General features: G+C 37.7%; 20 protein-coding genes. 19 read left to right on the forward strand and 1 reads right to left on the reverse strand.

Annotated features, from left to right (window positions below):
- The first annotated feature begins 183 nt into the window (after nucleotides 1-183).
- From KQI83_RS10305 to KQI83_RS10315, 3 genes are all read left to right on the forward strand, one after another.
- Nucleotides 184-2,589: a LuxR C-terminal-related transcriptional regulator gene (locus KQI83_RS10305; protein ID WP_253295585.1), complete on the forward strand. Its 2,406-nt coding sequence runs from the start codon at nucleotides 184-186 to the stop codon at nucleotides 2,587-2,589.
- A 69-nt stretch (nucleotides 2,590-2,658) separates the two neighbouring features.
- Nucleotides 2,659-5,235, forward strand: coding sequence for an InlB B-repeat-containing protein (locus KQI83_RS10310; RefSeq protein WP_216557393.1), 2,577 nt, complete (start codon nucleotides 2,659-2,661; stop codon nucleotides 5,233-5,235).
- Nucleotides 5,236-5,457: 222 nt separating this feature from the next.
- Nucleotides 5,458-7,413 (forward strand): beta-propeller domain-containing protein, encoded by a 1,956-nt coding sequence (locus tag KQI83_RS10315; RefSeq protein WP_216557396.1) that lies wholly within the window; start codon nucleotides 5,458-5,460, stop codon nucleotides 7,411-7,413.
- A 55-nt stretch (nucleotides 7,414-7,468) separates the two neighbouring features.
- Here KQI83_RS10315 and KQI83_RS10320 read toward each other — a convergent pair whose 3' ends face one another.
- Nucleotides 7,469-8,269 carry a histidinol-phosphatase HisJ family protein gene (locus KQI83_RS10320; protein ID WP_216557399.1) on the reverse strand — a complete coding sequence of 267 codons (801 nt, stop codon included), beginning with the start codon at nucleotides 8,267-8,269 and terminating at the stop codon, nucleotides 7,469-7,471.
- A gap of 257 nt (nucleotides 8,270-8,526) precedes the next feature.
- Here KQI83_RS10320 and gap point away from each other — a divergent pair, with 257 nt between their 5' ends.
- From gap to rsmB, 16 genes are all read left to right on the forward strand, one after another.
- Nucleotides 8,527-9,543, forward strand: coding sequence for a type I glyceraldehyde-3-phosphate dehydrogenase (gene gap, locus KQI83_RS10325; protein WP_216557402.1), 1,017 nt, complete (start codon nucleotides 8,527-8,529; stop codon nucleotides 9,541-9,543).
- A gap of 247 nt (nucleotides 9,544-9,790) precedes the next feature.
- Nucleotides 9,791-11,002 carry a phosphoglycerate kinase gene (locus KQI83_RS10330; protein WP_216557405.1) on the forward strand — a complete coding sequence of 404 codons (1,212 nt, stop codon included), beginning with the start codon at nucleotides 9,791-9,793 and terminating at the stop codon, nucleotides 11,000-11,002.
- Nucleotides 11,003-11,238: 236 nt separating this feature from the next.
- Nucleotides 11,239-11,988: a triose-phosphate isomerase gene (tpiA, locus tag KQI83_RS10335; RefSeq protein WP_216557408.1), complete on the forward strand. Its 750-nt coding sequence runs from the start codon at nucleotides 11,239-11,241 to the stop codon at nucleotides 11,986-11,988.
- Between the two features lie 126 nt (nucleotides 11,989-12,114).
- Nucleotides 12,115-12,822 (forward strand): response regulator transcription factor, encoded by a 708-nt coding sequence (locus tag KQI83_RS10340; protein WP_216557412.1) that lies wholly within the window; start codon nucleotides 12,115-12,117, stop codon nucleotides 12,820-12,822.
- Nucleotides 12,823-12,900: 78 nt separating this feature from the next.
- A complete protein-coding gene (locus KQI83_RS10345) occupies nucleotides 12,901-13,833 on the forward strand; it encodes an ABC transporter ATP-binding protein (RefSeq protein ID WP_216557414.1) in 933 nt (310 codons plus the stop codon).
- Between the two features lies 1 nt (nucleotide 13,834).
- Complete coding sequence (locus tag KQI83_RS10350; RefSeq protein WP_216557418.1) at nucleotides 13,835-14,611, forward strand: hypothetical protein; 777 nt, start codon at nucleotides 13,835-13,837, stop codon at nucleotides 14,609-14,611.
- A gap of 9 nt (nucleotides 14,612-14,620) precedes the next feature.
- The gene (locus KQI83_RS10355; RefSeq protein ID WP_216557421.1) at nucleotides 14,621-15,517 is read left to right on the forward strand and encodes a sensor histidine kinase; all 897 of its coding nucleotides are present in this window, start codon (nucleotides 14,621-14,623) and stop codon (nucleotides 15,515-15,517) included.
- A gap of 192 nt (nucleotides 15,518-15,709) precedes the next feature.
- Nucleotides 15,710-15,982, forward strand: a complete 273-nt coding sequence (locus tag KQI83_RS10360) for a hypothetical protein (RefSeq protein ID WP_216557424.1) — start codon at nucleotides 15,710-15,712, stop codon at nucleotides 15,980-15,982.
- Nucleotides 15,983-16,026: 44 nt separating this feature from the next.
- Nucleotides 16,027-16,995, forward strand: a complete 969-nt coding sequence (locus tag KQI83_RS10365) for an alpha/beta hydrolase family protein (RefSeq protein WP_216557427.1) — start codon at nucleotides 16,027-16,029, stop codon at nucleotides 16,993-16,995.
- A 142-nt stretch (nucleotides 16,996-17,137) separates the two neighbouring features.
- Nucleotides 17,138-18,457 (forward strand): aspartate kinase, encoded by a 1,320-nt coding sequence (locus tag KQI83_RS10370; RefSeq protein WP_216557846.1) that lies wholly within the window; start codon nucleotides 17,138-17,140, stop codon nucleotides 18,455-18,457.
- Nucleotides 18,458-18,664: 207 nt separating this feature from the next.
- Nucleotides 18,665-20,131, forward strand: a complete 1,467-nt coding sequence (locus tag KQI83_RS10375; RefSeq protein WP_216557430.1) for a UDP-N-acetylmuramoyl-L-alanyl-D-glutamate--2,6-diaminopimelate ligase — start codon at nucleotides 18,665-18,667, stop codon at nucleotides 20,129-20,131.
- 19 nt (nucleotides 20,132-20,150) lie between these two features.
- Nucleotides 20,151-22,394, forward strand: a complete 2,244-nt coding sequence (gene priA / locus KQI83_RS10380; protein WP_216557433.1) for a replication restart helicase PriA — start codon at nucleotides 20,151-20,153, stop codon at nucleotides 22,392-22,394.
- Nucleotides 22,395-22,414: 20 nt separating this feature from the next.
- Entirely contained in the window at nucleotides 22,415-22,894 is a 480-nt protein-coding gene (gene def, locus KQI83_RS10385) for a peptide deformylase (protein WP_216557436.1), read from the forward strand.
- Nucleotides 22,895-22,914: 20 nt separating this feature from the next.
- A complete protein-coding gene (gene fmt / locus KQI83_RS10390) occupies nucleotides 22,915-23,844 on the forward strand; it encodes a methionyl-tRNA formyltransferase (protein WP_216557439.1) in 930 nt (309 codons plus the stop codon).
- A gap of 24 nt (nucleotides 23,845-23,868) precedes the next feature.
- Nucleotides 23,869-24,585, forward strand: coding sequence for a zinc metallopeptidase (locus tag KQI83_RS10395; RefSeq protein WP_216557442.1), 717 nt, complete (start codon nucleotides 23,869-23,871; stop codon nucleotides 24,583-24,585).
- Entirely contained in the window at nucleotides 24,578-25,882 is a 1,305-nt protein-coding gene (rsmB, locus tag KQI83_RS10400) for a 16S rRNA (cytosine(967)-C(5))-methyltransferase RsmB (protein ID WP_216557445.1), read from the forward strand. Before KQI83_RS10395 ends, rsmB begins: the two co-directional genes overlap by 8 nt.
- Nucleotides 25,883-25,891 lie beyond the last annotated feature (9 nt).

Below are 25,891 nucleotides of genomic sequence, written 5' to 3' on the forward strand. Positions count from 1 at the left end.
GAAATAGAATGAAGGTACTGCGAAAAACGCAGACTATCCTTTTGGTTAGTTCCATTTTAAAATTATCTTTGCTATAATACGATTATCATGATATTTCTCAGAGGTACGCTCTGAGATTATGAAAGAAGCAAGATACCTACTTAAAACCATAATACTGCTTTTATGCGGAGGAGGAGCATGTAGTTGACGCAGAAAGAAATTTACATATCGCCAGGAAAGGCAAGAAGAAAATTGAAAGAAGCCCAGATGAATGCACAGACAGTATATCTTTATGGGGCTACAGGGTATGGTAAGACTGTTTTTATAAAGAATTATTTAAAAAATATGAGATATGCCTATTTTAATGCAGGAAGTGTACTTGTTAATGAACTGGCTATATTGAATAACGACGAACATGAGGGTGTTCATGAAGAAAAGAAAACGGACACAACCATTGTGGTAGTGGATGATATTCAGCTTGCAGAGCCAGAAGATGTGAGAAATGCTATTTTAGATTTGAACAGAAGAAAGGATATATGGCTTATATTGGTGGGACGGTGTCACTGTCCGTCATGGTTGCTGCCTGCAACTTTGAAACATTATCCATTTCAAGTAATTAGTCAAGAAGAACTTAAGTTTGACCGTAGTATGTTAGAACGTTATTTTGAACAAAGTGGCATTGTAGCAAATGAAGATACCATGGAGAGAGTAGAGCAGGGTGCCAGAGGGCATGGTATGACGATAAAAATTTTTGCAGAGCTGTTACAAGAGGGGGAACCTTTTAACGAGGATATTATAAAGCGGACACAAAAGATATTGTGGGATTATTTGGAATATAATGTGTATGACCAGTGGGAACCGGAATTGCTGGAATTTTTGATGCAGATGAGTGTGGTAGATAGCTTTACGGTGCAGATGGCAGAACATATCACAGGAAAAACAAATGTACCTTATTTAATCCAGAAATCATGGGAGACAGGAAACTTTCTCTATGAAGAAAAGGGTGTTTACCATTATGAATTAGCTATGCTTCAAAGCATGAGACAACGTTTCCAAAAAAGATATAAGAAACAGCAGAAAAATGAATTATATTATAATGCCGGACTATTTTATGAACAGAAAGGCATGGTTATGGATGCACTTCATATGTATGAAGCTTGTGGAAACAGAAATAGGATAAGCTGTCTGTTGATTGATAATGCAAGAAAAAATCCGGGCAGCGGGTATTTGTATGAATTACGTCATTATTATCTGACTTTGCCAGAAGAAACTATAGTAGAAAGCATAGAATTGATTGCAGGAATGTGCATGCTTCAATCCATACTGATGAATCCGGAGGAAAGTGAGCGGTGGTACGATATTTTAGCAGCGCAGGAAAAGAAAAAAAACGGAAGTGAAAGAAAGACGGTAAAAAACTGGCTTGCTTATTTGGATATTGCCCTGCCTCACCGGGGGAGTGGTGGTCTTATTGATATTCTGAAGAATGCATTTATTTTGCTTACGAATCGCCAGATTACATTACCGGAATTTTCTGTTACCAGTAATCTTCCATCACAGATGAACGGCGGAAAGGATTTCTGTGAATGGAGCAAAAAGGATAGAGAACTGGCAAGGACAATTGGAAAACCGGTATCTATTCTACTCGGAAAATATGGAAAAGGATTTGCAGATATTGCACTTGCAGAGAGCCTTTATGAAAAGGGTGGGGACAATTATGAGATACTTTCCCTTGTGAGTAGGGGAAGAATGCAGGCAGAGGCAGGAGGAAAATTGGAGCAGTGTTTTGTGGCAGCGGCTATTCAGGCAAGAATTCATGTGATTAATGGACAAATAGAAGAGGCCATTGAGATTTTATTGTATTTTCGAAACATGGCGGTAAGAGAGCATGGAGATAAACTTCTTTCTAACATAGATACTTTCCTCTTTCGGCTGGCTTTATATCAGGGGGAAAAAGCACAGATTGAGGAATGGATGGAGAAAGCTCCGAAAGAGGATGAGGAATTCTGCGCATTTGACCGTTACAAGTATCTGGCAAAGGTCAGAGGTTATCTTTTGTATAGCAGATATGAGCGGGCACAGAGCTTACTGGAACGACTTTTGTATTATGCAAAGGTCATGGAACGCTCATATATTCGAATGGAAGCTAATCTACTTTTGAGTATTACGCTTTATCGGATGAACCAAGCAGCATGGAAGGATGTCCTTTTAAAGGTGTTGGGTGAGGCTGAGGATTACCATTTTGTTAGAATTATTTCACGAGAAGGCGCTGCTATTCGAGAATTATTGAAAGTAGCAGGATGGAAGGCGGAGGATGCAGAAACGAAGGAAGGAAAGGCATATCGAAGGCAGGTGTTGAAAGAAACGGAAGCAGTTGCCATTGCTTATCCTTCTTACCTGAAAGTTAAAAGCATGGAAAAAGAAGTATTTTCAGATAATGCTGTCAAAATTCTTCGATTTCAGGCAGAAGGTCTGTCGAATTTCCAAATTGCTAAACTACTTGAAATTACAGAAAGTGCAGTCAAGTATCATTGCAGAGAAAATTATAAGAAACTGGGAGTTCGAGGAAAAGCAGAAGCAGTTATGGAAGCTAGAAAGCGAAAATTGATTTAAAGAACAACTGTGTATTTTAACACAGAAATTTAGTGCGCAGATATTTTAAACAAAGGAAGGTTGAGTAATATGAAAATGAAAAGGTTTTTATCGGTTGTATTGGCGGTGATTATGGTAATTACCATTTTTCCGATGTCAGCAAATGCGGCTCCATTATATAGTAACAAAACAGTGAATGAAGGAGAAAATTATTCGGATAGCAATTTTGATATGCAATGTTGGTCAAGTGCAGGTACTTTTACAAATAACGGAACGGTAAATATTACGAATGGATTCAATTTAACATATCAGGCAACTTTTATCAATAACGGTACGTTTACATTTACCGGTTCTTCTTCCACATTTGATGTAGGTACAGATGCTTGCTCTTTCGTAAATAATGGAACTGCGACCATTTCCGGTTGTTATAATCTCGGTTTAGGAACGTCTTTCATTAATAATGGAACGCTGTTCCTTAATAATATTAGCAATGCGAATGTAAGTGGTGTTTCGAATACAGGTACAATTGTTTGTGGAGAAAATATATTACCAAGTACAATGCAAAACTTGGAAAATAAAACGACAGGTACAGGAAAGGTTATGACACAGGAAGAGTATGATAATAATTCCGGAAGTACCAAGGGTAGTAAGTATAAGATAACCTATGATTTAAATGGAGGCAATTGGAAAAGTACACCGGATGAGTCGATATTTTCGTACACTTATGATACCAATGATGCAACGCCGTATTACAAAATCGGATTTGATGCTCCTTTTGATACTTTGAATCAAAATGTGGTTCGCCCAAATTATAAACTGACTGGCTGGTCTTGTGATAAGAATGGTGATACAGAACAACCTTCCCTATATTTAGATATAATGATGGAATGGAGAGCTGATATTACTTTGAAAGCACATTGGGAGCCGGAAACATATTATATTTTCTATTATCTTGATGGTGGCACATTTCCAGAAACAGTAACAGAACCGGAAATTAAAAACAGAGGAACAGATTCGTATACTCTTTTCAATGTTGAAAGTGAAACATTTACACTTCCGACACCGACGAAAAGTGGCTATGATTTTGAGGGGTGGAAGCTTGGTGAAGCAACTGAGACGTATTCTTCAGTAACAATTCCAAAGGGAACTACAGGAAATCGTGCATACACAGCAAAGTGGAAAGCAAAAGGCGATACTCCTTACAAGGTTAACGTTTATTATATGGATAAAGACGGTCAGTATGGAATGACCCCGGATAAATCTTATAATGAAACAGGAATCACAAATACGCAGATAGAAGTGCCTGATTCCACATATGAAAAAAATGGTTTTACATATGATGAAGCAAAATCTTTGAATACGGGAACAATATCAGCTGATGGGTCACTGGTTCTGTCTCTTTACTATAAACGCAATCAGTATGACATTACATTTAAATCGTATGATGGAACGGAAACGCTATATACATATAAAGGTTATTATGGAACTCCGATTGTTTATGGTGGTTCAACTCCTGCAATAACAGAAGAGGGATATAGTTATACTTTTAACGGATGGGCAGTTGAGAAAAAATCTGCTTACGCAATAACAAATTTGGGAACAGTAAGTGGAGATAAGACATACTATGCTGCTTTTGGAAAAGAGGCAAGGTTTTATCTGATAAATTTTGAAGACACTACTGGATTTTTGCCATTAGAGAAGTCGACAATTAAGATAAACAAGGGGGAAGATTTCACCATTAATCTGTATCTTGCAAATGAAAAGTACTATGTGGGTACAAATGAATGGATTCTGACATTAAAAAAGTTACACATTTATAATACAACAACAAACAAAGGATTAGTTTTGGGAAAAGATTTCACCTATTCTTTTGAGGGGTATGGAAAACCTGTTGTGCTGTCAATTCCTAATGTAACAGGTGACTTAAATATTACATTTAGTGCCGGATATCATGATACACACGATTTTTCGAAGAACTATGATACGATTTTAAGGGAATCCACTTGTACACAGGAGGGAAAGGTCTTACATTATTGCTATAAATGTGGAAAAACAGAGGAAGCGGTAACACCTATTAATCCATCTAACCATACTAATCTTGTGAAAATTCAGGAGAAATTTGCCACAAATTTAGTCGCTGGAAATATAGAATATTATTATTGTGAAGATTGTGGAAAGTATTTTAGTGACAAAGCGGGAACACGGGAAATCAATATTGCCGATACAATTCTTCCAAAACTTACTGTTAATGAAAAAGATTATCAAATCATAGATGGCGCAGGTAGCAGTTATACACAGGAAAGTGACGGTGGTATCACAATTCGAGGAAATGGAGAGTATGCTAAGTTTATAAGTGTAAAAGTTGATGGAAATGTTATTGATGAAAGTAATTACAGTGTAAGAGAAGGATCGACCATTATCACATTAAAAGCAGCATATCTTAATACGTTATCCGTGGGAACACATGCTATTGAAATTGTATGGACAGACGGTTCTGCAATCACAAACTTTATTATTAAGGAAAAATCAGCAGATAATGCAAAAACACTCGAAAATACAGCGGTTACAGCTCCTAAAACGGGAGATGGCGCACCATTGGAATTTTTGTGTATAATGATTGGGCTAAGTATGGTAGGAGTTATGAAAAGTAGGAAAAAAAGCAGTTGACAGCGGTTGCAGAGGAACTGGTAGAAAATATCAGTAAATTTAATTTAGATACCCTAAAGAAAGAAGTAGAAGAACGCTTTTAAACACAATAGAAGAGAATAATGAAAAGTCACTTTTCGTCTTAGGATGAAGAGTGGCTTTTTCTTTTCATGCAACATTTTGAATAGTTGTAGAGTTTTAATAAGTGAAAGGTATTAAAAAAAGAAAGTGAGGCGACAAAGAATGGAAGAAAAAAATAAGAAAAAGAAAAGTATCTATAAGTGGTGTGGAATGGCTGCAACTGCGGCTTGTGTGGGGATACTTTTGTTTGCCGGACATAATACATGGAATATAACAAATAGAACAAATCAGGATACGGAAAAGGTAGCACAAAGTAGTACAAGTAAAGAAAGCGAAGAGAGTAAAACAGAAAATAATACCTTGCTGGCTGAAACTTATGACACTTCTTATGATGAATTATATAATTATTTTAAGAAACAGGAACGGGAAAGTTATGTGTATAGTTCTGCAAAGGGAGAAATGGTAATGGAGGATACTTATAGTGTTGCTGAAACGGAAAGTGCACAAGAGGCAGAAACCCCACAGGATTATGCAGATACCAATAAGCAGGAGGCAGGCGTAGATGAAGCAGATATTATAAAAAACGATGGTCGTTATCTTTATCAGCTTGTAGAGGAACAGGATGGCACAGAATCTTTGCAGATAGCGGATACCAAAGGAGGATTAAAAGAGCTGACAAGAATAAAAGGAATGGATAATCCTCGTGAATTTTATGTTTGGAATGATACTCTGGTAATTATAGAATCTTGTTGGGCAGACGAGGAAGAAGGCAATGAGGGGGCAAAGGCAATAGATGTAGCATATAGTGGAACAGCTTTTCAAAAGATATATATCTATGATATTACAGAACGCACCAATCCAAAACAACAGCATGTTTTTACAGCAAAAGGGGCTTATTCAGATTCCAGAATTGCAGATGGCTATTTCTATCTTTTCTTAAAAAGCGGTGTGAATAAATTGCAGGGATGCAAAAATTATACGGATTATGTTCCGATATTTGAAGAAAAGGCAATGGCAGCTTCTGATATTTATTTTCCAAAGGAAGCACAAGGTTCTGAATATTTCGTAATGGCAACTGTGGACTTAACCCAGCCGGATGAATTTCAGGATACAAAGGCGATTGTGGGTACTTCTAGTAGAGTTTATGTGACAAACAACGATATTTATGTGCTGAATAACGTATACGAAGAAAAAAATGAGGAAGATGGAACCTATAGCGATAAGACAAATATTATTCGAATTGCTTATGAAAAAGGAATTTTCCATAAAGAAGCAGAAGGAAGTGTCAAAGGAATCCTGCTAGATGATATGGCAATCAATGAAGCTAATGGTTATTTAAGAATGGCAGTTACCGTAGATTCTTACAAAAAGGAACGAGTAAGAGACGATATTTTTGGCTACTTCATGGGATATGAAACCACAGATAACGCACAGGATAATAGTGTTTATGTTTTAGATAAAAATCTTGAAATAGTAGGAAAAATTGAAGGGTTAGCGGAAAATGAAGAAATCTATTCAGCACGTTTTATGGGAGATATGGGATATTTTGTTACCTTCCGACAAACAGACCCGCTGTTTTCAGTAGATTTATCCGACCCGAAAAATCCCCGGATTTTAGGAGAATTGAAAATCAGTGGTTTTTCACAATATTTACATTTTTATAGCGAAAATCTTTTGTTAGGAATCGGGATGGAAGCAGACGAAAATACCGGAAGAACACAAGGAATGAAACTTTCCATGTTTGATATTTCCAATCCGGCAGATGTAAAGGAGCAGGATAAATACGGTCTCTCAGAATATGATACTTCAGCTGCACTTTATGACTATAAAGCAGTTATGATTGATACAAATAAAAATCTGTTTGGCTTTTTCGCACGGAGCTATAACAGTGATACGGACGAGAAACAGGACTTTTTATTATTTTCTTATGAGAACGGAGGGTTTCAACAGAAAATGAAAATTGCCTGTGATACCCAAAATGAAACATACGGATATTGCAATGTGCGAGGTACCTATATCGGGGATGTATTTTATCTGCTGTATGGAGACGGTAGAATTGAGGCATATAACCTGACGGATGGAAGCATGGTAGATGCTATTAACAAAAAAACAGAATAATCAACTCTTGTAAATAAATACAAAAGCTGTGGTATTTTGCCACAGCTTTTGTACATTAAAGTTTATAAAAACTAGGTTTTCGATTTTTATATACAGCGTAATAAGAAAATCCCGCATCTTTTAAAATGGCAGGTACTTTATTGAAATCAAAAGCCACATGTTCCGGCTTATGCGCATCGGCACCAATGGTAATGATTTCGCCTCCAAGTTCACGGTAACGTTTCAAAATGGCTTCGGTAGGGTTAGGATGCCCAAGTCCGTATTTAAATCCACCGGTGTTAATTTCGATGCCTTTTCCCTTTTGAATCAGGGTGCGAAGAATTTCATCAATCACGTCTGCAAATTTTTCATAGGTGTAATAGGTGTTGGTATTAGGACCGTATCGTACCACATAGTCAATATGTCCATATACATCGAAGCAGTCAAAAACCGCAAGATTTTCTAATATAGATTCAAAATATTCCCGATATGCATCATCTTCGGATTTTCCGTCATAGTATTCCGGATAATAAGGGTCCATGTGATGGACTACATGGGAAGAACCGATGACAAAGTCAAAAGAATATTTTTCAATGATTTCAGGAAGCTTTTGTGCAAGATGTGGTTGCAGTCCAAGCTCCAGACCAATATATACTGGAAATTTGGCAGAAAAATCCTGTTGAATGTCTGTCAGTTCTGAAAAATAAGCAGGAAAATCAATTAAGAATTCATCTGGGGTTTTTGGATAATCAATATCCAGGTGGTCGGTAAAACAGAGTCCGCCCAAGCCTTTTGCCTGCGCAGAACGAATCATGTCACGAGGGTCAGCATCGCTGTCACCGGAAAAATGCGTGTGCATATGTGTATCCCAAAGCATAAATAAGCCTCCTTTGTTCATATTTCACAGTTTAATATATATGAAATGTATTATTTTGTCAAAAGATAATGGAATATAGGTCATATATACCGTAAAAAGTGAGTGAAAAGCAGTTTACGTAAAAAAAAATAGTGAAAAAATTAACAAAGTTGAAAATGACACTTGAATTTTGGACAAAGATTGGGTAAAATGTATCTAGATTTGGGTTATTATCCCAAAGTAAAATTAAATTCATTCAAAATTAGGAGGAATTAAACATGTCAGTAAGAGTAGCAATCAATGGATTTGGACGTATTGGACGTTTAGCATTCAGACAGATGTTCGGTGCAGAAGGATACGAAGTAGTAGCAATCAACGATTTAACAAGCCCTAAAATGTTAGCACACTTGTTAAAATATGATTCATCTCAGGGTAAATATGAATTAGCAGATAAAGTAACTGCTGGTGAAGATTCTATCACTGTTGATGGAAAAGAAATCAAAATCTACGCTTTCCCAGATGCAAATAACTGCCCATGGGGAGAATTAAAAGTAGACGTTGTATTAGAGTGTTCTGGATTCTATACATCCAAAGAAAAAGCACAGGCTCATATCAACGCTGGTGCTCGTAAAGTTGTTATTTCTGCTCCAGCAGGAAACGACCTTCCTACCGTTGTTTACAATACAAACCACGAGACATTAAAAGCAAGCGATACAATCATTTCTGCAGCTTCTTGTACAACAAACTGCTTAGCACCAATGGCTGACGCTTTGAACAAATATGCACCAATCCAGTCCGGTATTATGTGTACAATCCATGCTTACACAGGAGATCAGATGACATTAGACGGACCACAGAGAAAAGGTGATTTAAGAAGATCTCGTGCAGCAGCAGTTAACATCGTTCCTAACAGCACAGGTGCTGCAAAAGCAATCGGATTAGTTATCCCAGAATTAAACGGAAAATTAATCGGTTCTGCACAGCGTGTACCTACCCCAACAGGTTCTACAACTATCTTAACAGCAGTAGTTAAGAAAGCTGGAGTAACAAAAGAAGATATCAATGCAGCTATGAAAGCAGCATCTAACGAATCTTTCGGATACAACGAAGACGAAATCGTTTCTTCTGATATCGTAGGAATGAGATTTGGATCTTTATTCGATGCAACTCAGACTATGGTAAACCAGGTATCTGATGACTTATATGAAGTACAGGTTGTTTCTTGGTATGACAACGAAAACAGCTACACAAGCCAGATGGTTCGTACAATCAAATACTTCTCTGAATTAGCTTAATTGTAATTAGCAAATTCAATAGTATTGACAACAAGACTCAGGAAGGGGTCCGGTCTTATGGACCGGACTTCTTTTTTATACAATAGGAAAGTGCGTCCTATTGCATAAAAGACGCTCCGCTAAGGAAGCACACCTCGCGGAGAAGAAATTAGTCGTAAACGACATCGCTCGGGCGCGAAAGAGTCCGACAAGCGGACTCTTTGTTCCGCAAGTAGCGACAACAATCTTTTAGAAAAGGAGAAATATTATGTCTTTAAACAAACTCTCAGTAGATGATATTAATGTAAAAGGAAAACGTGTTCTTTGTAGATGTGACTTCAATGTACCTTTAAAGGATGGAAAAATCACAGACGAAAACCGTTTAGTAGCAGCTCTTCCTACAATTAAGAAGTTAGTAGCTGATGGAGGAAAGGTAATTCTTTGCTCTCATTTAGGAAAAGTAAAAACAGAAGAAGATAAGAAAACAAAAACTCTTGCTCCAGTAGCACAGAGACTTTCTGAATTATTAGGACAGGAAGTAAAATTTGCAGCAGATCCAGAAGTTGTAGGACCAAATGCAAAAGCAGCAGTAGAAGCTATGAAAGACGGAGATGTTATTCTTTTAGAGAATACACGTTTCAGAGCAGAAGAAACAAAGAACGGAGAAGCTTTCTCTAAAGACCTTGCTTCTTTATGCGACGTATTTGTAAACGATGCATTCGGTACAGCTCATAGAGCACACTGCTCTAACGTAGGTGTTGCTGGTTTAGTTGATACAGCAGCAGTTGGATACTTAATGCAGAAAGAAATCGATTTCTTAGGAAATGCAGTAGAAAAGCCAGTTAGACCTTTCGTAGCAATTCTTGGTGGAGCTAAAGTTGCTGATAAATTAAACGTTATCTCTAACTTATTAGAGAAATGTGATACTTTGATCATCGGTGGTGGTATGGCATTCACATTCTTAAAAGCACAGGGATATGAAATCGGAAAATCTTTAGTAGATGATACAAAGCTTGATTATTGTAAAGAAATGCTTGCAAAAGCTGAAAAACTTGGAAAGAAATTATTACTTCCAATCGACACAGTAGCAGCAGATGCATTCCCAGATCCAATCGATGCTGAAATTCCAGTAGAAGTATATGGAGTAGAAGCTATGCCAGCAGACAAAGCAGGATTCGATATCGGACCTAAGACAGCTGCATTATACGCAGACGCTGTTAAATCTGCTAAGACTGTTGTATGGAACGGACCAATGGGTATCTTTGAAAACCCGGTACTTGCAAAAGGTACAATCGCAGTAGCAGAGGCATTAGCTGAAACAGATGCAACTACTATCATCGGTGGTGGAGATTCAGCAGCAGCAGTTAACCAGTTAGGATTTGGCGATAAGATGACTCACATCTCTACTGGTGGTGGAGCATCTCTTGAATTCTTAGAAGGAAAAGAATTACCAGGTGTAGCAGCAGCTAACGATAAGTAGAACACTTAGCGAACATGAGCTGAAGGCGAAATGTGAGGTTAGTGTGAACTTAGTTCGAAGGAACTTAGCGATTGGCAAGCAAAGCGCAGACAGAGCTTAGTGAATCGAACTTCCTTGTGAAAGCGAGACATTTAGCTTAGGCAGAGCGTGTTGCGAGGTCGTTCAGTGAGCTTAGCGAAGTGAACTTCCTTGTAAAGCAAACATCCTTATGAAAATATTACGGAGGAAATAAAATCATGGCAAGAAAAAAAATTATTGCAGGAAACTGGAAAATGAACAAAACTCCAAGTGAAGCAGTAGCTTTAGTAAACGAGTTAAAACCATTAGTAGCAAATGATGACGTAGATGTAGTATTCTGTGTACCAGCTATTGACATCATTCCAGCTATGGAAGCAGCAAAAGGTTCTAACATCAACATTGGTGCTGAGAATATGTATTTTGAAGAAAGCGGAGCATACACAGGAGAAATTTCCCCTGCAATGTTAACAGACGCTGGTGTAAAATACGTTGTATTAGGACATTCTGAAAGAAGAGAATATTTCGCAGAAACAGATGAAACTGTAAATAAGAAAGTATTAAAAGCTTTCGAACATGGTATTACACCAATCATCTGCTGTGGAGAATCTTTAACACAGAGAAAACAGGGCATCTACATTGATTGGATTCGTATGCAGATTAAGATTGCATTCCAGAATGTAACCGCAGATCAGGCAAAAACAGCTGTTATCGCTTACGAACCAATCTGGGCTATCGGAACTGGTGAAACAGCAACATCTGATCAGGCTGAAGAAGTATGCGCAGCAATTCGTGCATGCATCAAAGAAGTTTATGATGAAGCAACAGCAGAAGCAATCCGTATTCAGTACGGCGGATCTGTAAATGCAGGAAATGCGGCAGAATTATTTGCAAAACCAGACATTGATGGTGGTTTAGTAGGTGGAGCTTCCTTAAAGGCAGACTTCGGAAAAATCGTAAATTATAAATAAGTATCAGATTGCTATAAACTGACAGATTATAATAAGAAAATGAAAGGATTATTGTAGAAGAGGATTTTACAATAATCCTTTCATTGTTATAGGAATGGTAAATGAAAACATACACAGGAGCCCGTTATGAACAAAGAAAAAATACTAATTGTGGAAGATGATAGTGATATCAATAGTCTGTTGTGTAAAATTTTAGAAAAAGAAGGATTTGAAACAGTAAGTGCCTATTCCGGAAGTGAGGCATTATTGCGAATTTCTATGGAACAATTTGACATGATGTTATTAGACTTAATGATTCCGGGAACGACAGGAGAAGAAGTGATAAAGCAATTGCGGGAAAAAGAAAATGAGATTCCGATTCTGGTGTTAACAGCAAAAGCAGCATTAGAAGATAAAGTTTCTGTATTAGATTTAGGTGCAGATGATTATCTTACCAAACCCTTTGAAAACAAAGAAGTTGTAGCAAGAGTCAATGCAAGATTGCGCCGTTTTCGCAAAAAGAGTAAGGAGAACGAAAAGAGAGAATCCGGTTTTCAAAAGTTGCAGTTTAAAAATCTGGTATTGGATAAAGAAGCTCGTACTTGTTATGTGAAAGAAAAGGAAATTTCTCTTACAGCATTAGAATTTGATATTTTAACACTTCTGTTAGAACATCCGGATAAAGTATATTCAAAGGAAAACATATATCAGGCAATATGGAAAGAAAACTATATCGGAGAAGATAGTACCGTTAGTGTACATGTCAGCAATATTCGGAAAAAAATAGCAGTATGTGATGAAGAAGAGTATATAAAAACAGTGTGGGGAATCGGATTTAAACTTGCAAATCTTTAAACTTTCTTTAAACTTTATTTAGGACTTTTAAAAACTCTTTTTCTATAATAGAGTAGAAAAGAAAAGAGGAGAACAAGCATGGAAAAAGAAATTTTAAAGATTTCAGATATGACAAAATTATATCAGGGAAAAGCAGCATTAAATCATGTATCTATGTCTATCAGACAAGGACAGATTTATGGATTAGTAGGAAATAACGGAGCAGGTAAGACAACGTTAATGCGTATGATTACCGGGACTTCTTTTTGGGATACCGGAAGACTGGAATTATTCGGAGTAGAACAGTCAGAAAAAAGTGGAAGAGAACGCAAGCGAATTGGTTCGATGTTGGAAACACCTGCTTTTTTTGAAAATATGACAGGAAGACAGAATCTGGAATATTATCGAATTCAATTAGGGATTCCGGGAAAACAGCGGGTAGAGGAATTATTAGAACAGGTGGGACTGTCTGAGGCGGCAACACAAAAAGTAAAAGGATATTCCCTGGGAATGAAACAACGACTGGGAATTGCTCTTGCCCTTTTAAATCATCCGGATTTTTTGATATTGGATGAGCCGGTAAACGGATTAGACCCAAAGGGAATGATAGAAATCCGTAATATTTTACTTCGATTAAGCAAAGAAAAGGGAGTTACGATTTTAATTTCCAGTCATCTTTTGGCGGAACTTACCAATATAGCAACCTATTTTTGCTTTATGGATAGAGGAAGAATATTAGAAGAAATCAGCAGAGAAGCGTTAGAAGAGAAGTGTCAGACTTACTTAGAACTTAAAATATCTGACAGTGAAAAAATGGCAGTAGTATTAGAAGAACATTTTCCCAAAATGAGATATCGAGTATACCCTGAAAATATCATTCATATTTACGGCATGTTAGAAAAGGAACAGCAAATCAGTGAATTAGCAATAAAAAATGGTATTGGTTTACTGGGACTAACTCGAAAAGTAATGAATCTGGAAAATTACTATATGCATTTAATTGGTGAAGAAAGCAAAGAGGGGGAAATGTAAGATGCTAAATTATATAAAAAGTGAATTTTATCGAATATTTTATTCTAAGGAAGTATATCTTTTGACCGGAATTTTTGCTGCATTGTTGGCTGCATATAACATTATTCTATACTTTGCACAACGTTCTTTACCCGGCTTTCTCTATGGCAATACCCATCATGCTTATATAATGATAGATGCTTCAATGGGAATATTTTTCTATGTCATCATTATTATATGTAGTTCTCTGGATGGAAGTAGTTTGAAGAATCTGAAAAATTCGGTGGGGTACGGTGTAGACCGAAAAGTTATCTTTTTAGGAAGAGTTATTACACAAGCGATTATTTGTGTTGTGATGTATCTTGGGTTAATGGGATTTTACTATATTTTGGGAAAAGCATTACTGGAAGATAGCGGAAGAGAAATATCAGAGATGTTTGTCCGTAGTACCTTTGTATGTATTCCAATGTTGCTGGGAGCCCTGGTTTTATATCACTGTTGCATTTTATGGAGTAACAATACGATTATTTCTGCGGTAATTATGATTCTGATTTTGGATATCATACCAAGAGGAATTGATGTGATAGCTTATAAATTTCCGCAAATAAGAGGATTTAGCAATATGCTGATGCGTAATTTGATGCAGGTGCAGCTTGTGGAAACGGCAACCGGATATGACCGTGTGTATGGTTGGCAGACAACGGAAGGTGTGATTCGGTGTATTGTGGCCGGAGTTTGTGCAATAGTCATTTTTTCTGTATTAGGAATAAAATCATTGCAGAAGAAAGAAATACGTTAAGGTGAAGAAATGGAACAAATAGTAATCATTGTATTGAGCATTTTGCTATTAGGAACACTTATTAAGAATAGATTACAAAAAAGAAATTTAAAGGCATTAACAAAAGAATTTGAGATACTTTTGCGAGAAGAAGGAAATGGTGAGCTTCATTTAGGCTCACCTTCTTCTGATATGGAAAAATTCGTAGAAGTAGTGAATCATTATCTGGAAAAAACAAAGGAAAATCAATTGGCAGTTGAAAAGAAGGAGCAACAATTAAAGGATGAAATAGCTAATATTTCCCATGATTTACGAACGCCCCTTACCTCGATGAAGGGATATTTGAGACTTTTAAAAGAAACTCAGGAAGAAAAAGAACGGGAAGAGTACTTGGGAGTAATTCAACGAAAGACAGAACAATTGCAGGAATTGATAGAGCAACTGTACGAGTATACCAGTGTAAAAGACAGAGTACAGAGTGTAAAATTAGAACAAGTGGAACTTTATAGTTTTTTCTGCAATCAGGTATTGAATTATTATCAAAATTTTGAAGAAAAAGGGATAGAGGTACAATTACCGGAAGAAAAGTCGTATTCAGTAATGGCAGATGTGAATGCATTGAATCGTGTTTTTGGAAATTTAATTGGAAATGCGTTAAAGTACGGAAAGGATTTCTGGCAGATAGAGTTTGCAGATGCAGGAGGACGGATACAGATGATATTCAAAGATCCGGCGGAAAAACTTACAGAAGAAGATGTAGAACACTTATTTGACCGATTTTATATGCAAGAAGAGTCTCGCACACTGGGCGGTTCCGGATTAGGGCTTACCATTGCAAAAATGTTTATGGAAACTATGGAAGGAGATATGGAAGCAGAGCTGGAAGAAGCGTGTTTAAAAATAATACTTACGTTCAAAAAAATATAATTTATGTATATTTATTCGTTTAATTGGTGTATTACTGGGAAAAAAGTGCTATGATAAAAATTAATTATGTGCAACAGCTAAGGAGATAAATATATATGTATAAAGCAAGATATAAAGTTACAATACTGCTAATTTTCAGCATGTTGGTTCAAATATTATGGAGCGGCAGAGTTTATGCGTCAGAAGTAGAAAATGCTGGATGAGTCGGGTTATGCACTTGAACATGAAATGTTGTCATTAGTAAAGACAGATCCAATTCTTGAAGACTATGGCGATATGCAGAGTGTTATCTGTTTTTGCGACAATCCGGCAAGTGATGATAATTACCATAAAAGACAGATTTTATCTACCAATTTCAAGGCTGCGGATGATGCACTTTATGCCGTAAAAGAAAAAGGAAAAAATAATTACCGCATGGAGTATTATAAAAACATGAGGGACAATCAAAAACAGGCAGAGGCGTAAAAAGAAAGCAGATGAAATAGAAGATGGGAAAATAGGGAGAAGTTATGAAAAAATATCGAATCTTATTAGCGATGTTAGCTGTTATTGTTTTGGGAACAGGGTGTGGGAAAAAAGACAAACAAGTATCTGAGAAACAAGCAGGTAAAGAAATAGATAAAGAAGTAACGGCAGAAGAATATGACTTTGAGGCATATAAGTCCTTGGAAGATATTTTGTCTATCGAGCCGGTACAGTTAGAAGAACAGGGAGCGCAATGTGTTGTTTCCTACCGTTTTACTTATCAAAGTGACGATGCTCAGGTGGTAGGCTATATAGGCATACCAAAGGAGTGTATAGAGCAGAAAAAGCCATATCCGGTAATTGTGTATAACAGAGGCGGAAATCAGGATTACGGTGCACTACAAGAACAGGAAATAGCGTATATGAGCTATCAGTTCAACAGCGTTGTCATTGGTTCTCAGTACCGTGGAACATCCGGAGGTACAGGGAAAGACCAGTACGGTGGAAAAGATGTGGAAGACGTTGTGAAATTATTGGATTTATGTGAACAGTTTTCCTTTGTGGATATGGACAATCTTTGCATGATGGGGGCATCAAGGGGAGGAATGATGTCCTATATGGTAGCACGACAGGATGACAGGGTAAAGCGTTTGGTCATTATTTCGGGACTGACAGATTTATTTCAATCCTATGAAGAACGAAGCGACATGCAGGAGTTGTTGACAGAGTTAATTGGAAAAACACCTGGAGAAGCTACGGAAGAATATGAAAAACGTTCTGCAATCTGCTGGGCGGATGAGATTAAGGTACCGGTTTTAATGTTTCATAGTAGAAATGACGAAAAAGTATCCTTTTTACAGGCTGAAGCAATGTATCAGGCATTAAAAGAAGCCGGAACGGAATGTTCTTTTGTTGTCTATGAGGATAACATTCATGGACTGAGAGAAGAAGAGATTCCGATTATAAATCAATGGTTGAATGGTGAAGATGTATCACAATATACGGTAAAATAAGAAGAAAAATCCATAGAATTTACAAAAAATGAAAAAATTAGTTCCAATTAAAAAAACTTTGTGGTACAATCTAGGGCAGATGCTGTTTAATGCAGTAACGTGTACAAGCAAAGAGAGTTTAGAAAGGAACCATGAGAAAGAAATGACAAAGGTAGTAAAATTTGGTGGAAGTTCACTGGCAAGTGCCCAGCAGTTTGTAAAAGTTGGAAATATTATTCGTTCTGATGAAGCGCGTAAGTATGTAGTACCAAGTGCTCCGGGAAAAAGAAATTCAAAAGACACAAAAGTAACAGATATGCTTTATCAATGTTATGCATTGGCAGAAGAAGAGAAAGATTTTAGTGCAGCATTGAAGAAGATTCAGGAACGTTACAATTCTATCATCAACGGATTGAATTTAACATTATCTTTAGACGAGCAGTTCAAAGTAATTGCGGAGAATTTTAAGAAAAAAGCAGGAAGTGACTATGCAGCTTCCAGAGGTGAATTCTTAAATGGTATCATCATGGCAGAATATCTTGGATATGAGTTCATTGATGCAGCGGAAGTAATTGTTTTTGATGAAGACGGCGAGTTTGAAGCAGAAAAGACCAATAAGATTTTATCTGAGCGTTTGAAAAAATGTGAACGTGCAGTTGTTCCGGGATTTTATGGAGCAAAAGAAGACGGAACTGTAAAAACATTCTCCAGAGGTGGTTCTGATATTACAGGATCTATCGTAGCAAAGGCAGTACATGCAGATATGTATGAGAACTGGACAGACGTTTCCGGTTTCTTAGTAGCAGACCCAAGAATCATTGAGAATCCGGAATCTATCAAAGTAATTACATATAGAGAGCTTCGTGAGCTTTCTTATATGGGTGCAACAGTACTTCATGAAGATGCAGTATTCCCGGTTCGTAAGGAAGGTATTCCAATCAATATCCGTAATACCAACGCTCCGGATGACGAAGGAACTTTAATCGTAGAAAGTACTTGTCGTCAGTCTGCATATACCATCACAGGAATTGCAGGTAAAAAAGGATTTGTAGCAGTTAATATCGAAAAAGATATGATGAATTCAGAAGTAGGATTCGGAAGAAAAGTGCTTGCAGCCTTTGAAGAGCAGGGAATTTCTTTTGAACATGTACCATCTGGTATTGATACAATGACTATTTTTGTACATCAGGAAGAATTTGAAGGAAAAGAACAGGAAGTATTAGCAGCAATTCATCGTTTAGCAAAACCGGATTCCATTGAAATCGAATCAAACTTGGGATTGATTGCAGTTGTTGGTCGTGGTATGAAGTCTACTCGTGGAACAGCAGGAAGAATTTTCTCCGCATTAGCACATGCAAATGTTAATGTTAAAATGATTGACCAGGGTTCTAGTGAGCTGAATGTAATTATCGGTGTAAGAAATGAAGATTTTGAAGCAGCTATTAAGGCTATTTACGATATCTTTGTAGTAACACAGATATAGAATAAAAACAGAAAATAAAAAGCTTTGAACGATATGAGAATATGGTTCAAAGCTTTTTTGCACAACAGGAAATACCATTACCTTAAAGTACAAGAGTACTGGTTTTCACGGTTATGTTAAAGCTGGAAAGTCAGATGCCTTACTTGCAAAATCCCTATATTTATCATATAATAAAACGAATATGCTTTTTGGAAAAGAGGAATAAAAATGGAGAAATTGGCAAGCCTGTTAGAACGACTGGAGTATGAAACAGTCCAGGGCAGTACAGAGATAGAGATTACAGATTTAGTATATGATTCTAGAAAAATCACCAAGGGCTGTCTGTTTGTTTGTATTAAAGGAACCGTAGTAGACGGTCATACGTTTGTAAAAGAAGCAGCAGAAAAGGGTGCGGCAGCAGTATTAGTACAGGATGAAGTAGAAGCACCAAAAGACCTTACCGTTATCCGTACAAAAGATACTCGTTACGGATTGGCATTAGTATCAGCAGCATGGTTCCATCATCCGGCAGAAGAATTAAAAGTAATCGGTGTAACCGGAACCAAGGGAAAGACAACAACTACTTATATGGTAAAGTCCATTTTAGAGAATGCAGGATATAAGGTAGGGCTGATTGGAACAATCGAGGCAATTATCGGTGATGAAGTAATTCCGGCAAGCAATACTACACCGGAGTCTTATGTGATTCAGAAGTATTTCCGCAAAATGGTAGAAGCAGGATGCCAGTGTGTGGTAATGGAAGTATCTTCTCAGGGATTAATGATGCACCGTACCGCAGGCTTTACTTTTGAAATCGGAATCTTTACCAATATTGAGCCAGATCATATCGGACCAAACGAGCATGCTTCTTTTGAAGAATATATGGCATGCAAAGGTATGTTGTTCAAACAGTGTAAAACCGGAATTGTAAACATTGACGATGAACATTGTGAAAAAGTTATCGAAGGCCATACTTGTACGATTGAAACGTTTGGATTTTCAGAAAAAGCAGATTTGCGGGCAATAAATACACAGCTTGTAAGTAAACCGGGCTATCTTGGAGTATCATATCAGGCAAAAGGTCTGGTGAATATGGACGTAGAAATTGATGTACCGGGAAAATTCAGTGTATACAACTCCTTAACAGCCATTGCAATCTGTCGTCATTTTAACGTAACAGAAGAAGATATGAAAAAGGCATTGAAGGTGGCAAAGGTTAAGGGAAGAATTGAAATGATTAAAGTATCTGATGATTTTACTCTTATGATTGACTATGCACACAATGCAATGAGTTTAGAGAGCTTGTTGACCTCTTTAAGAGAATATCAGCCAAAGCGTCTGGTATGCCTGTTTGGATGTGGCGGAAATCGTTCCAAACTTCGCCGTTACGAGATGGGAGAAGTTTCAGGAAAGTTGGCAGACTTGACAATTATTACTTCTGATAACCCAAGATTTGAAGAGCCACAGGCAATTATAGATGATATTAAAATCGGTATGGCAAAAACGGACGGAAAATATGTAGAAATTATTGACCGTAAAGAAGCCATAAAATATGCAATCGAACATGGACAGCCAGGAGATGTCATTGTACTGGCAGGAAAAGGACACGAAGATTATCAGGAAATCAAGGGTAAAAAATATCCAATGGATGAACGTGTACTGATTCAGGAAGTATTAGAAGAATTAAGACATTAAATTGACAGGTGGTGGGAAGATGGCAGAGTATGCCAATATCATTGTTGATATTTCTCATGAAAAACTGGATAAAACCTTCCAATATAAAATACCGGAACCATTAAAAGAGGTTCTGGAAATTGGAATGCAGGTAATGATTCCTTTTGGAAAAGGCAGCCGAGAGACCACCGGATATGTGGTAGAATTGACAGATACTCCGGAGTATGAGGTAGAAAAGCTAAAGGAGATTGATTCCATAGCAGAAGAAAGTATTCCTATCGAATCACAGTTAATTGCACTGGCAGCATGGATGCGTAAAAACTACGGTGGAACTATGAACCATGCATTAAAGACAGTGCTTCCCGTAAAACAAAAGGCAAGGGAAAAGCAACAACGTTCCTTAAAGTTATTACTTTCAGAAGAAGAAGCCAGAGAACAACTTGCAGTATTTGAACGAAAGCATAGTACTGCAAGAGCAAGATTGGTAGGAGCACTTATCGAGGAACATACCTTGCCCTATGAGATGGTGACGCGAAAGCTTAATATTACTGCTGCCGTAATACGGGCAATGGAAGAACTTGGAATTGTTCAAGTAGAAGTAAGTCGGAGCTATCGTAATCCTCTGGGTGAAATGAAGCAGGAAGAAAAGCGAATTGTCTTAAATAAAGAGCAAAGCCAGGTTGTAGAAAAGATATGGCAGGATTTTTCCAAGGAAGAGTATCATACCTACTTATTGCACGGAGTGACTGGAAGCGGCAAAACAGCAGTTTACATAGAGCTGATTGAAAAAGTCATAAAGTCAGGAAAACAGGCAATTGTACTGATACCGGAGATTGCATTGACTTATCAGACGGTAGTGCGGTTTTATCAAAGATTTGGAGAAAGAGTATCTATCCTGAATTCCAAAATGTCACCGGGAGAACGGTATGACCAGTTTGAACGTGCCAAAAGCGGAGAATTGGATGTAATGATAGGACCAAGGTCTGCATTATTCACACCATTTTCAAATTTAGGGCTTATTATTATAGATGAAGAACATGAGACCAGCTATAAAAGTGAAACCATTCCAAGGTATCATGCAAGAGAGACAGCCATAGAACGTGCCAATATGGCAGGAGCTTCAGTAGTATTAGGCTCAGCAACACCATCCATAGACAGTTATTATAAGGCACAAACCGGCGAGTATATTTTATTAGAGCTGGAAAAAAGAATTGAAGAAAAACCACTTCCACAGTGTTACACGGTAGACTTAAGGGAAGAATTAAGACAGGGAAACCGTTCTATTTTAAGTGAAAAGTTGCAGGAACTGATGGAAGAACGATTAGAACAGGGACAGCAAACCATGTTGTTTATCAATCGACGAGGAATGTCCGGATTTGTGTCTTGCCGTGCTTGTGGGTATGTAGTAAAATGTCCCCACTGTGACGTATCCTTAAGTCAACATAATAATGGAAAAATGGTATGCCATTACTGCGGATATGAGGAAACAACACCAAAGGAATGTCCGGAATGTGGTTCTAAATATATCAGCGGATTTAAGGCAGGAACCCAAAAGATTGAAGAAATCGTAAAAAAACGTTTTCCCAAAGCAAGAGTGTTACGCATGGACTTTGACACCACAAGGAATAAAGACAGCTATGAAAAGATTTTGTCCGCTTTTGCCAATCAGGAGGCAGATGTACTGATTGGAACACAAATGATTGTAAAGGGACATGATTTTCCAAATGTGACTTTGGTAGGTGTGTTGGCAGCAGACTTATCCCTTTATGTAAGTGATTATCATGCCACAGAGCGTACCTTTCAGTTGATAACACAGGCAGCAGGAAGGGCAGGACGTGGAAAACTCCCCGGAGAAGTAGTGATTCAGACTTATAGTCCGGATAATTACAGTATTCAGCTTGCCAAAAAACAGGATTATAAGGGCTTCTATGAAACAGAGATTTCTTATCGAAAGCTGATGCAGTATCCGCCGGTAGGACATATGATGGTTATGTTAGTGGCATCTAAGGATGAAATGACAGCTGCGTTAAGTGCAGAATTGTTAGCAAAAAAAATAGAACAGTCTGCACAAAACGGAAAAATAACAGGTGTAAAGACCATAGGGCCTACGGATGCAGCAGTAGCCAAGGTAAAAGATATTTATAAAAAAGTAATTTATTTTAAGTCGAAAGACTATCAACAGTTAGTAAAAATCAAAGATGCATTGGAACTATTCGTAAACAGGCATCGGGAATTTGCAAATATAGTAATACAGTTTGATTTTAATCCTATGAATGGATTTTAGCAAAGACAGGAGGAAATAAAATGGCATTAAGAACCATTCGTCAGATGGGCGACGAAGTATTAACAAAAAAGTGTAGAGAAATCAAAGAGGTAACTCCAAGAATCAAAGAGTTAATCGAAGATATGTTAGAAACCATGTACGAAGCAAACGGAGTAGGTCTTGCAGCTCCACAGGTTGGAATATTAAAACGTCTGGTAGTGATTGATGTTGGGGAAGGACCAATTGTTCTCATTAACCCGGTAATCGTAGAAACAGACGGTTCACAGACAGGGGAAGAAGGTTGCTTAAGCCTTCCGGGCAAATCCGGTGTAGTAACCCGACCAAATTATGTAAAAGTAAGAGCATATGATGAAGATATGCAGCAGTACGAGATAGAAGGAACAGAGCTTCTTGCAAGAGCATTTTGTCATGAAATTGATCACTTAGACGGACACATGTATGTGGAAAAAGTAGAAGGCGAATTACATGATGTTGTTTATGAGGAAGAGGAAGAAGTATAAGATCCGAAAGGAGATTTGAAATGAAAGTAATTTTTATGGGAACACCGGACTTTTCCGTAGGAACTTTGGAAGCATTAATTCAGGCAGGGCATGAAGTTACCCTTGTAGTTACACAGCCGGATAAGCCAAAGGGCAGAGGAAAAGCTATGCAATATACGCCGGTAAAAGAGACAGCGTTGGCACATGGAATTGAAGTATATCAGCCAACCAAAATCCGGGAACCGGAATGCGTGGAATATTTAAAAAAATACGAAGCGGACATTATGGTGGTAGTAGCATTTGGACAGATTCTTACCAAAGAGATATTAGATATGCCAAAATACGGATGTATCAATGTGCATGCATCCTTACTTCCAAAATATCGTGGAGCAGCACCAATTCAGTGGGCAGTTATCAATGGAGAAAAAGTATCAGGCGTTACGACCATGCGTATGGATGAAGGCATAGATACCGGAGATATGATTTTAAAGGAAGAAGTGGAGTTAGACCCGGAGGAGACAGGTGGCAGCCTGTTTGAGCGTCTGGCAAAAACCGGAGCAGAACTTTGTGTAAAAACATTGGTTGCTATCGAAAATGGAACGGCAACCTATACCCCACAGGATAATGCTAAGGCAACCCATACCAAGATGATAAAAAAGCAGTTGGGAGAAATAGACTTTACAAAGCCGGCAGAAGAAATCGAACGTCTGGTGCGTGGATTAAATCCATGGCCGAGTGCATATACTCACTGGAATGGGAAAACATTAAAAGTGTGGAAAGCGTCTGTTTTGGATAAAGAGTCAGGAAAAGAACCGGGCACCATAGAAGTTGGAAAAAATACCATAGCAGTTCAAACCGGAAAAGGAATGTTACAGCTAGAAGAAATTCAACTGGAAGGAAAAAAGAGAATGCAGACAGATGCATTTTTGCGAGGAGTAAGTTTAGAAACAGGAATGATACTTGGAAAATAATAAAATGTAAAAGGAGTGGTAATTATGCCATATGGATATGGATTTTATTTTGACCCAACGTATATTTTAGTAGTAATCGGTGCACTGATTTGTTTAGCGGCTTCTGCAAAGGTAAAATCGACCTTTAACCGATACGACAGAGTACGGAGTATGTCAGGTATGACAGGCGCACAGGCGGCAGAACGTATTTTGAATTCAGCAGGAATTTATGATGTAACAGTACAGCACATTTCCGGTAATTTGACAGACCATTATGATCCGAGAAATAAAGTGTTGAGTTTGTCGGACAGCACATATAGCTCTACTTCGGTAGCAGCCGTAGGTGTGGCAGCACATGAATGTGGACATGCGATTCAGCATCAGACTAATTATGCCCCATTAAACATTCGAAGTGCCATAGTGCCGGTTGCAAACTTTGGTTCAAGTATTGCATGGCCATTGATATTAATCGGGTTATTTTTTACCAGCAAAACAGGAACTTTTTTAATTGATTTAGGAATTATTTGTTTTTCTATGGCGGTATTATTCCAATTAGTAACCCTTCCGGTAGAGTTTAATGCTTCCGGTCGTGCAGTGAAAATACTGGAAAACACAGGAATTCTCGGACACGAAGAATTACAGGGAACGAAAAAAGTGTTAGGAGCTGCGGCACTTACCTATGTAGCAGGTGCAGCATCCGCAATACTTCAGTTGTTACGTTTGATTATCCTATTCGGTGGAAGAGGAGGAGATGATGACTAACGGTGTCAATGTGCGTGAATTAATTTTAGACGTACTTTTGGAAATTACAAAAAATGGTGAGTATAGCCACATTGCAATTAAAAACACCTTAGATAAATACCAGTATTTAGAAAAGCAGGAACGGAGCTTTTTGACAAGGGTATGTGAAGGCACCTTGGAGAATATGATATTAATAGACTATGTGATAAATCAGTTTTCCAAGGTAAAAGTCAATAAAATGAAGCCGGTTATTCGATGTATTTTACGAAGCAGTGTCTATGAACTGAAGTTTATGGATTCCGTTCCGGTATCTGCTACTTGTAATGAAGCAGTAAAACTTGCACAGAAAAAGGGCTTTCATAATCTCAAAGGTTTTGTAAACGGTGTCCTTCGCAATATCAGTCGGAATCTGGAACAGATTTCTATGCCGGATGAAGAAAGGGAACCTGAAAAATGGCTTTCCGTAAAGTATTCTATTCCGGAATGGCTGATTGAAAAGTGGCAAAAACAGTATGATAAAACCCAACTGGAAGAAATGTTTCAGGCATTTTTAGAAAAAAGCGCAACTTCTATTCGTGTGAATACAGAGAAAACTACCAAAGAAGAGTTGATAAAAGAATTAGAAGCAGAACAAATTACAGTAATGGAGAATGAAGAAGTTCCCAATGCACTGTATATAGATGGTTATGATTTTTTATCAGGAATTACAGCTTTTCAAGAAGGAATGTTTTATGTACAGGATGTTAGTTCTATGTTGGTATCTTTGTGGGCAGAGCCTAAGGAGGGAGCACAGGTGATAGATGTCTGTGCAGCTCCCGGTGGAAAGAGTATTCATATGGCAGAGCTTTTGCATGGAACCGGAATGGTAGAAGCAAGAGACTTGACGGAATATAAGGTGTCACTGATAGAAGAAAATATAGAACGTTGCGGACTTACGAATATTCGTGCAAAACAGGCAGATGCAAGAGTTTTAGAAGAAGATAGTGTTGGAAAAGCAGATATTGTAATTGCAGATTTGCCTTGCTCCGGTTTGGGAGTGATTGGTAAGAAACCGGATATCAAGTATAAAATGTCAGAAGCAAAATGTGCAGAGTTGGCAGCATTGCAAAGAGAGATATTACATACAGTACAGAATTATGTAAAGTCAGGTGGCGTGTTTATGTACAGCACTTGTACCATTAATCCACAGGAAAATGAGGAAAATGTACAGTGGTTTCTAAAAGAACATGCAGACTTTGAACTGGAAAGACAGCAGCAGATATTGCCAAAGAAGGGAAAGAACGATGGATTCTTTCTGGCAAGAATGGTGCGGAAGTGATAGGAATAA

It is taken from the genome of Roseburia sp. MSJ-14, from assembly GCF_018918225.1.
Classification (GTDB): Bacteria; Bacillota; Clostridia; order Lachnospirales; family Lachnospiraceae; genus Petralouisia.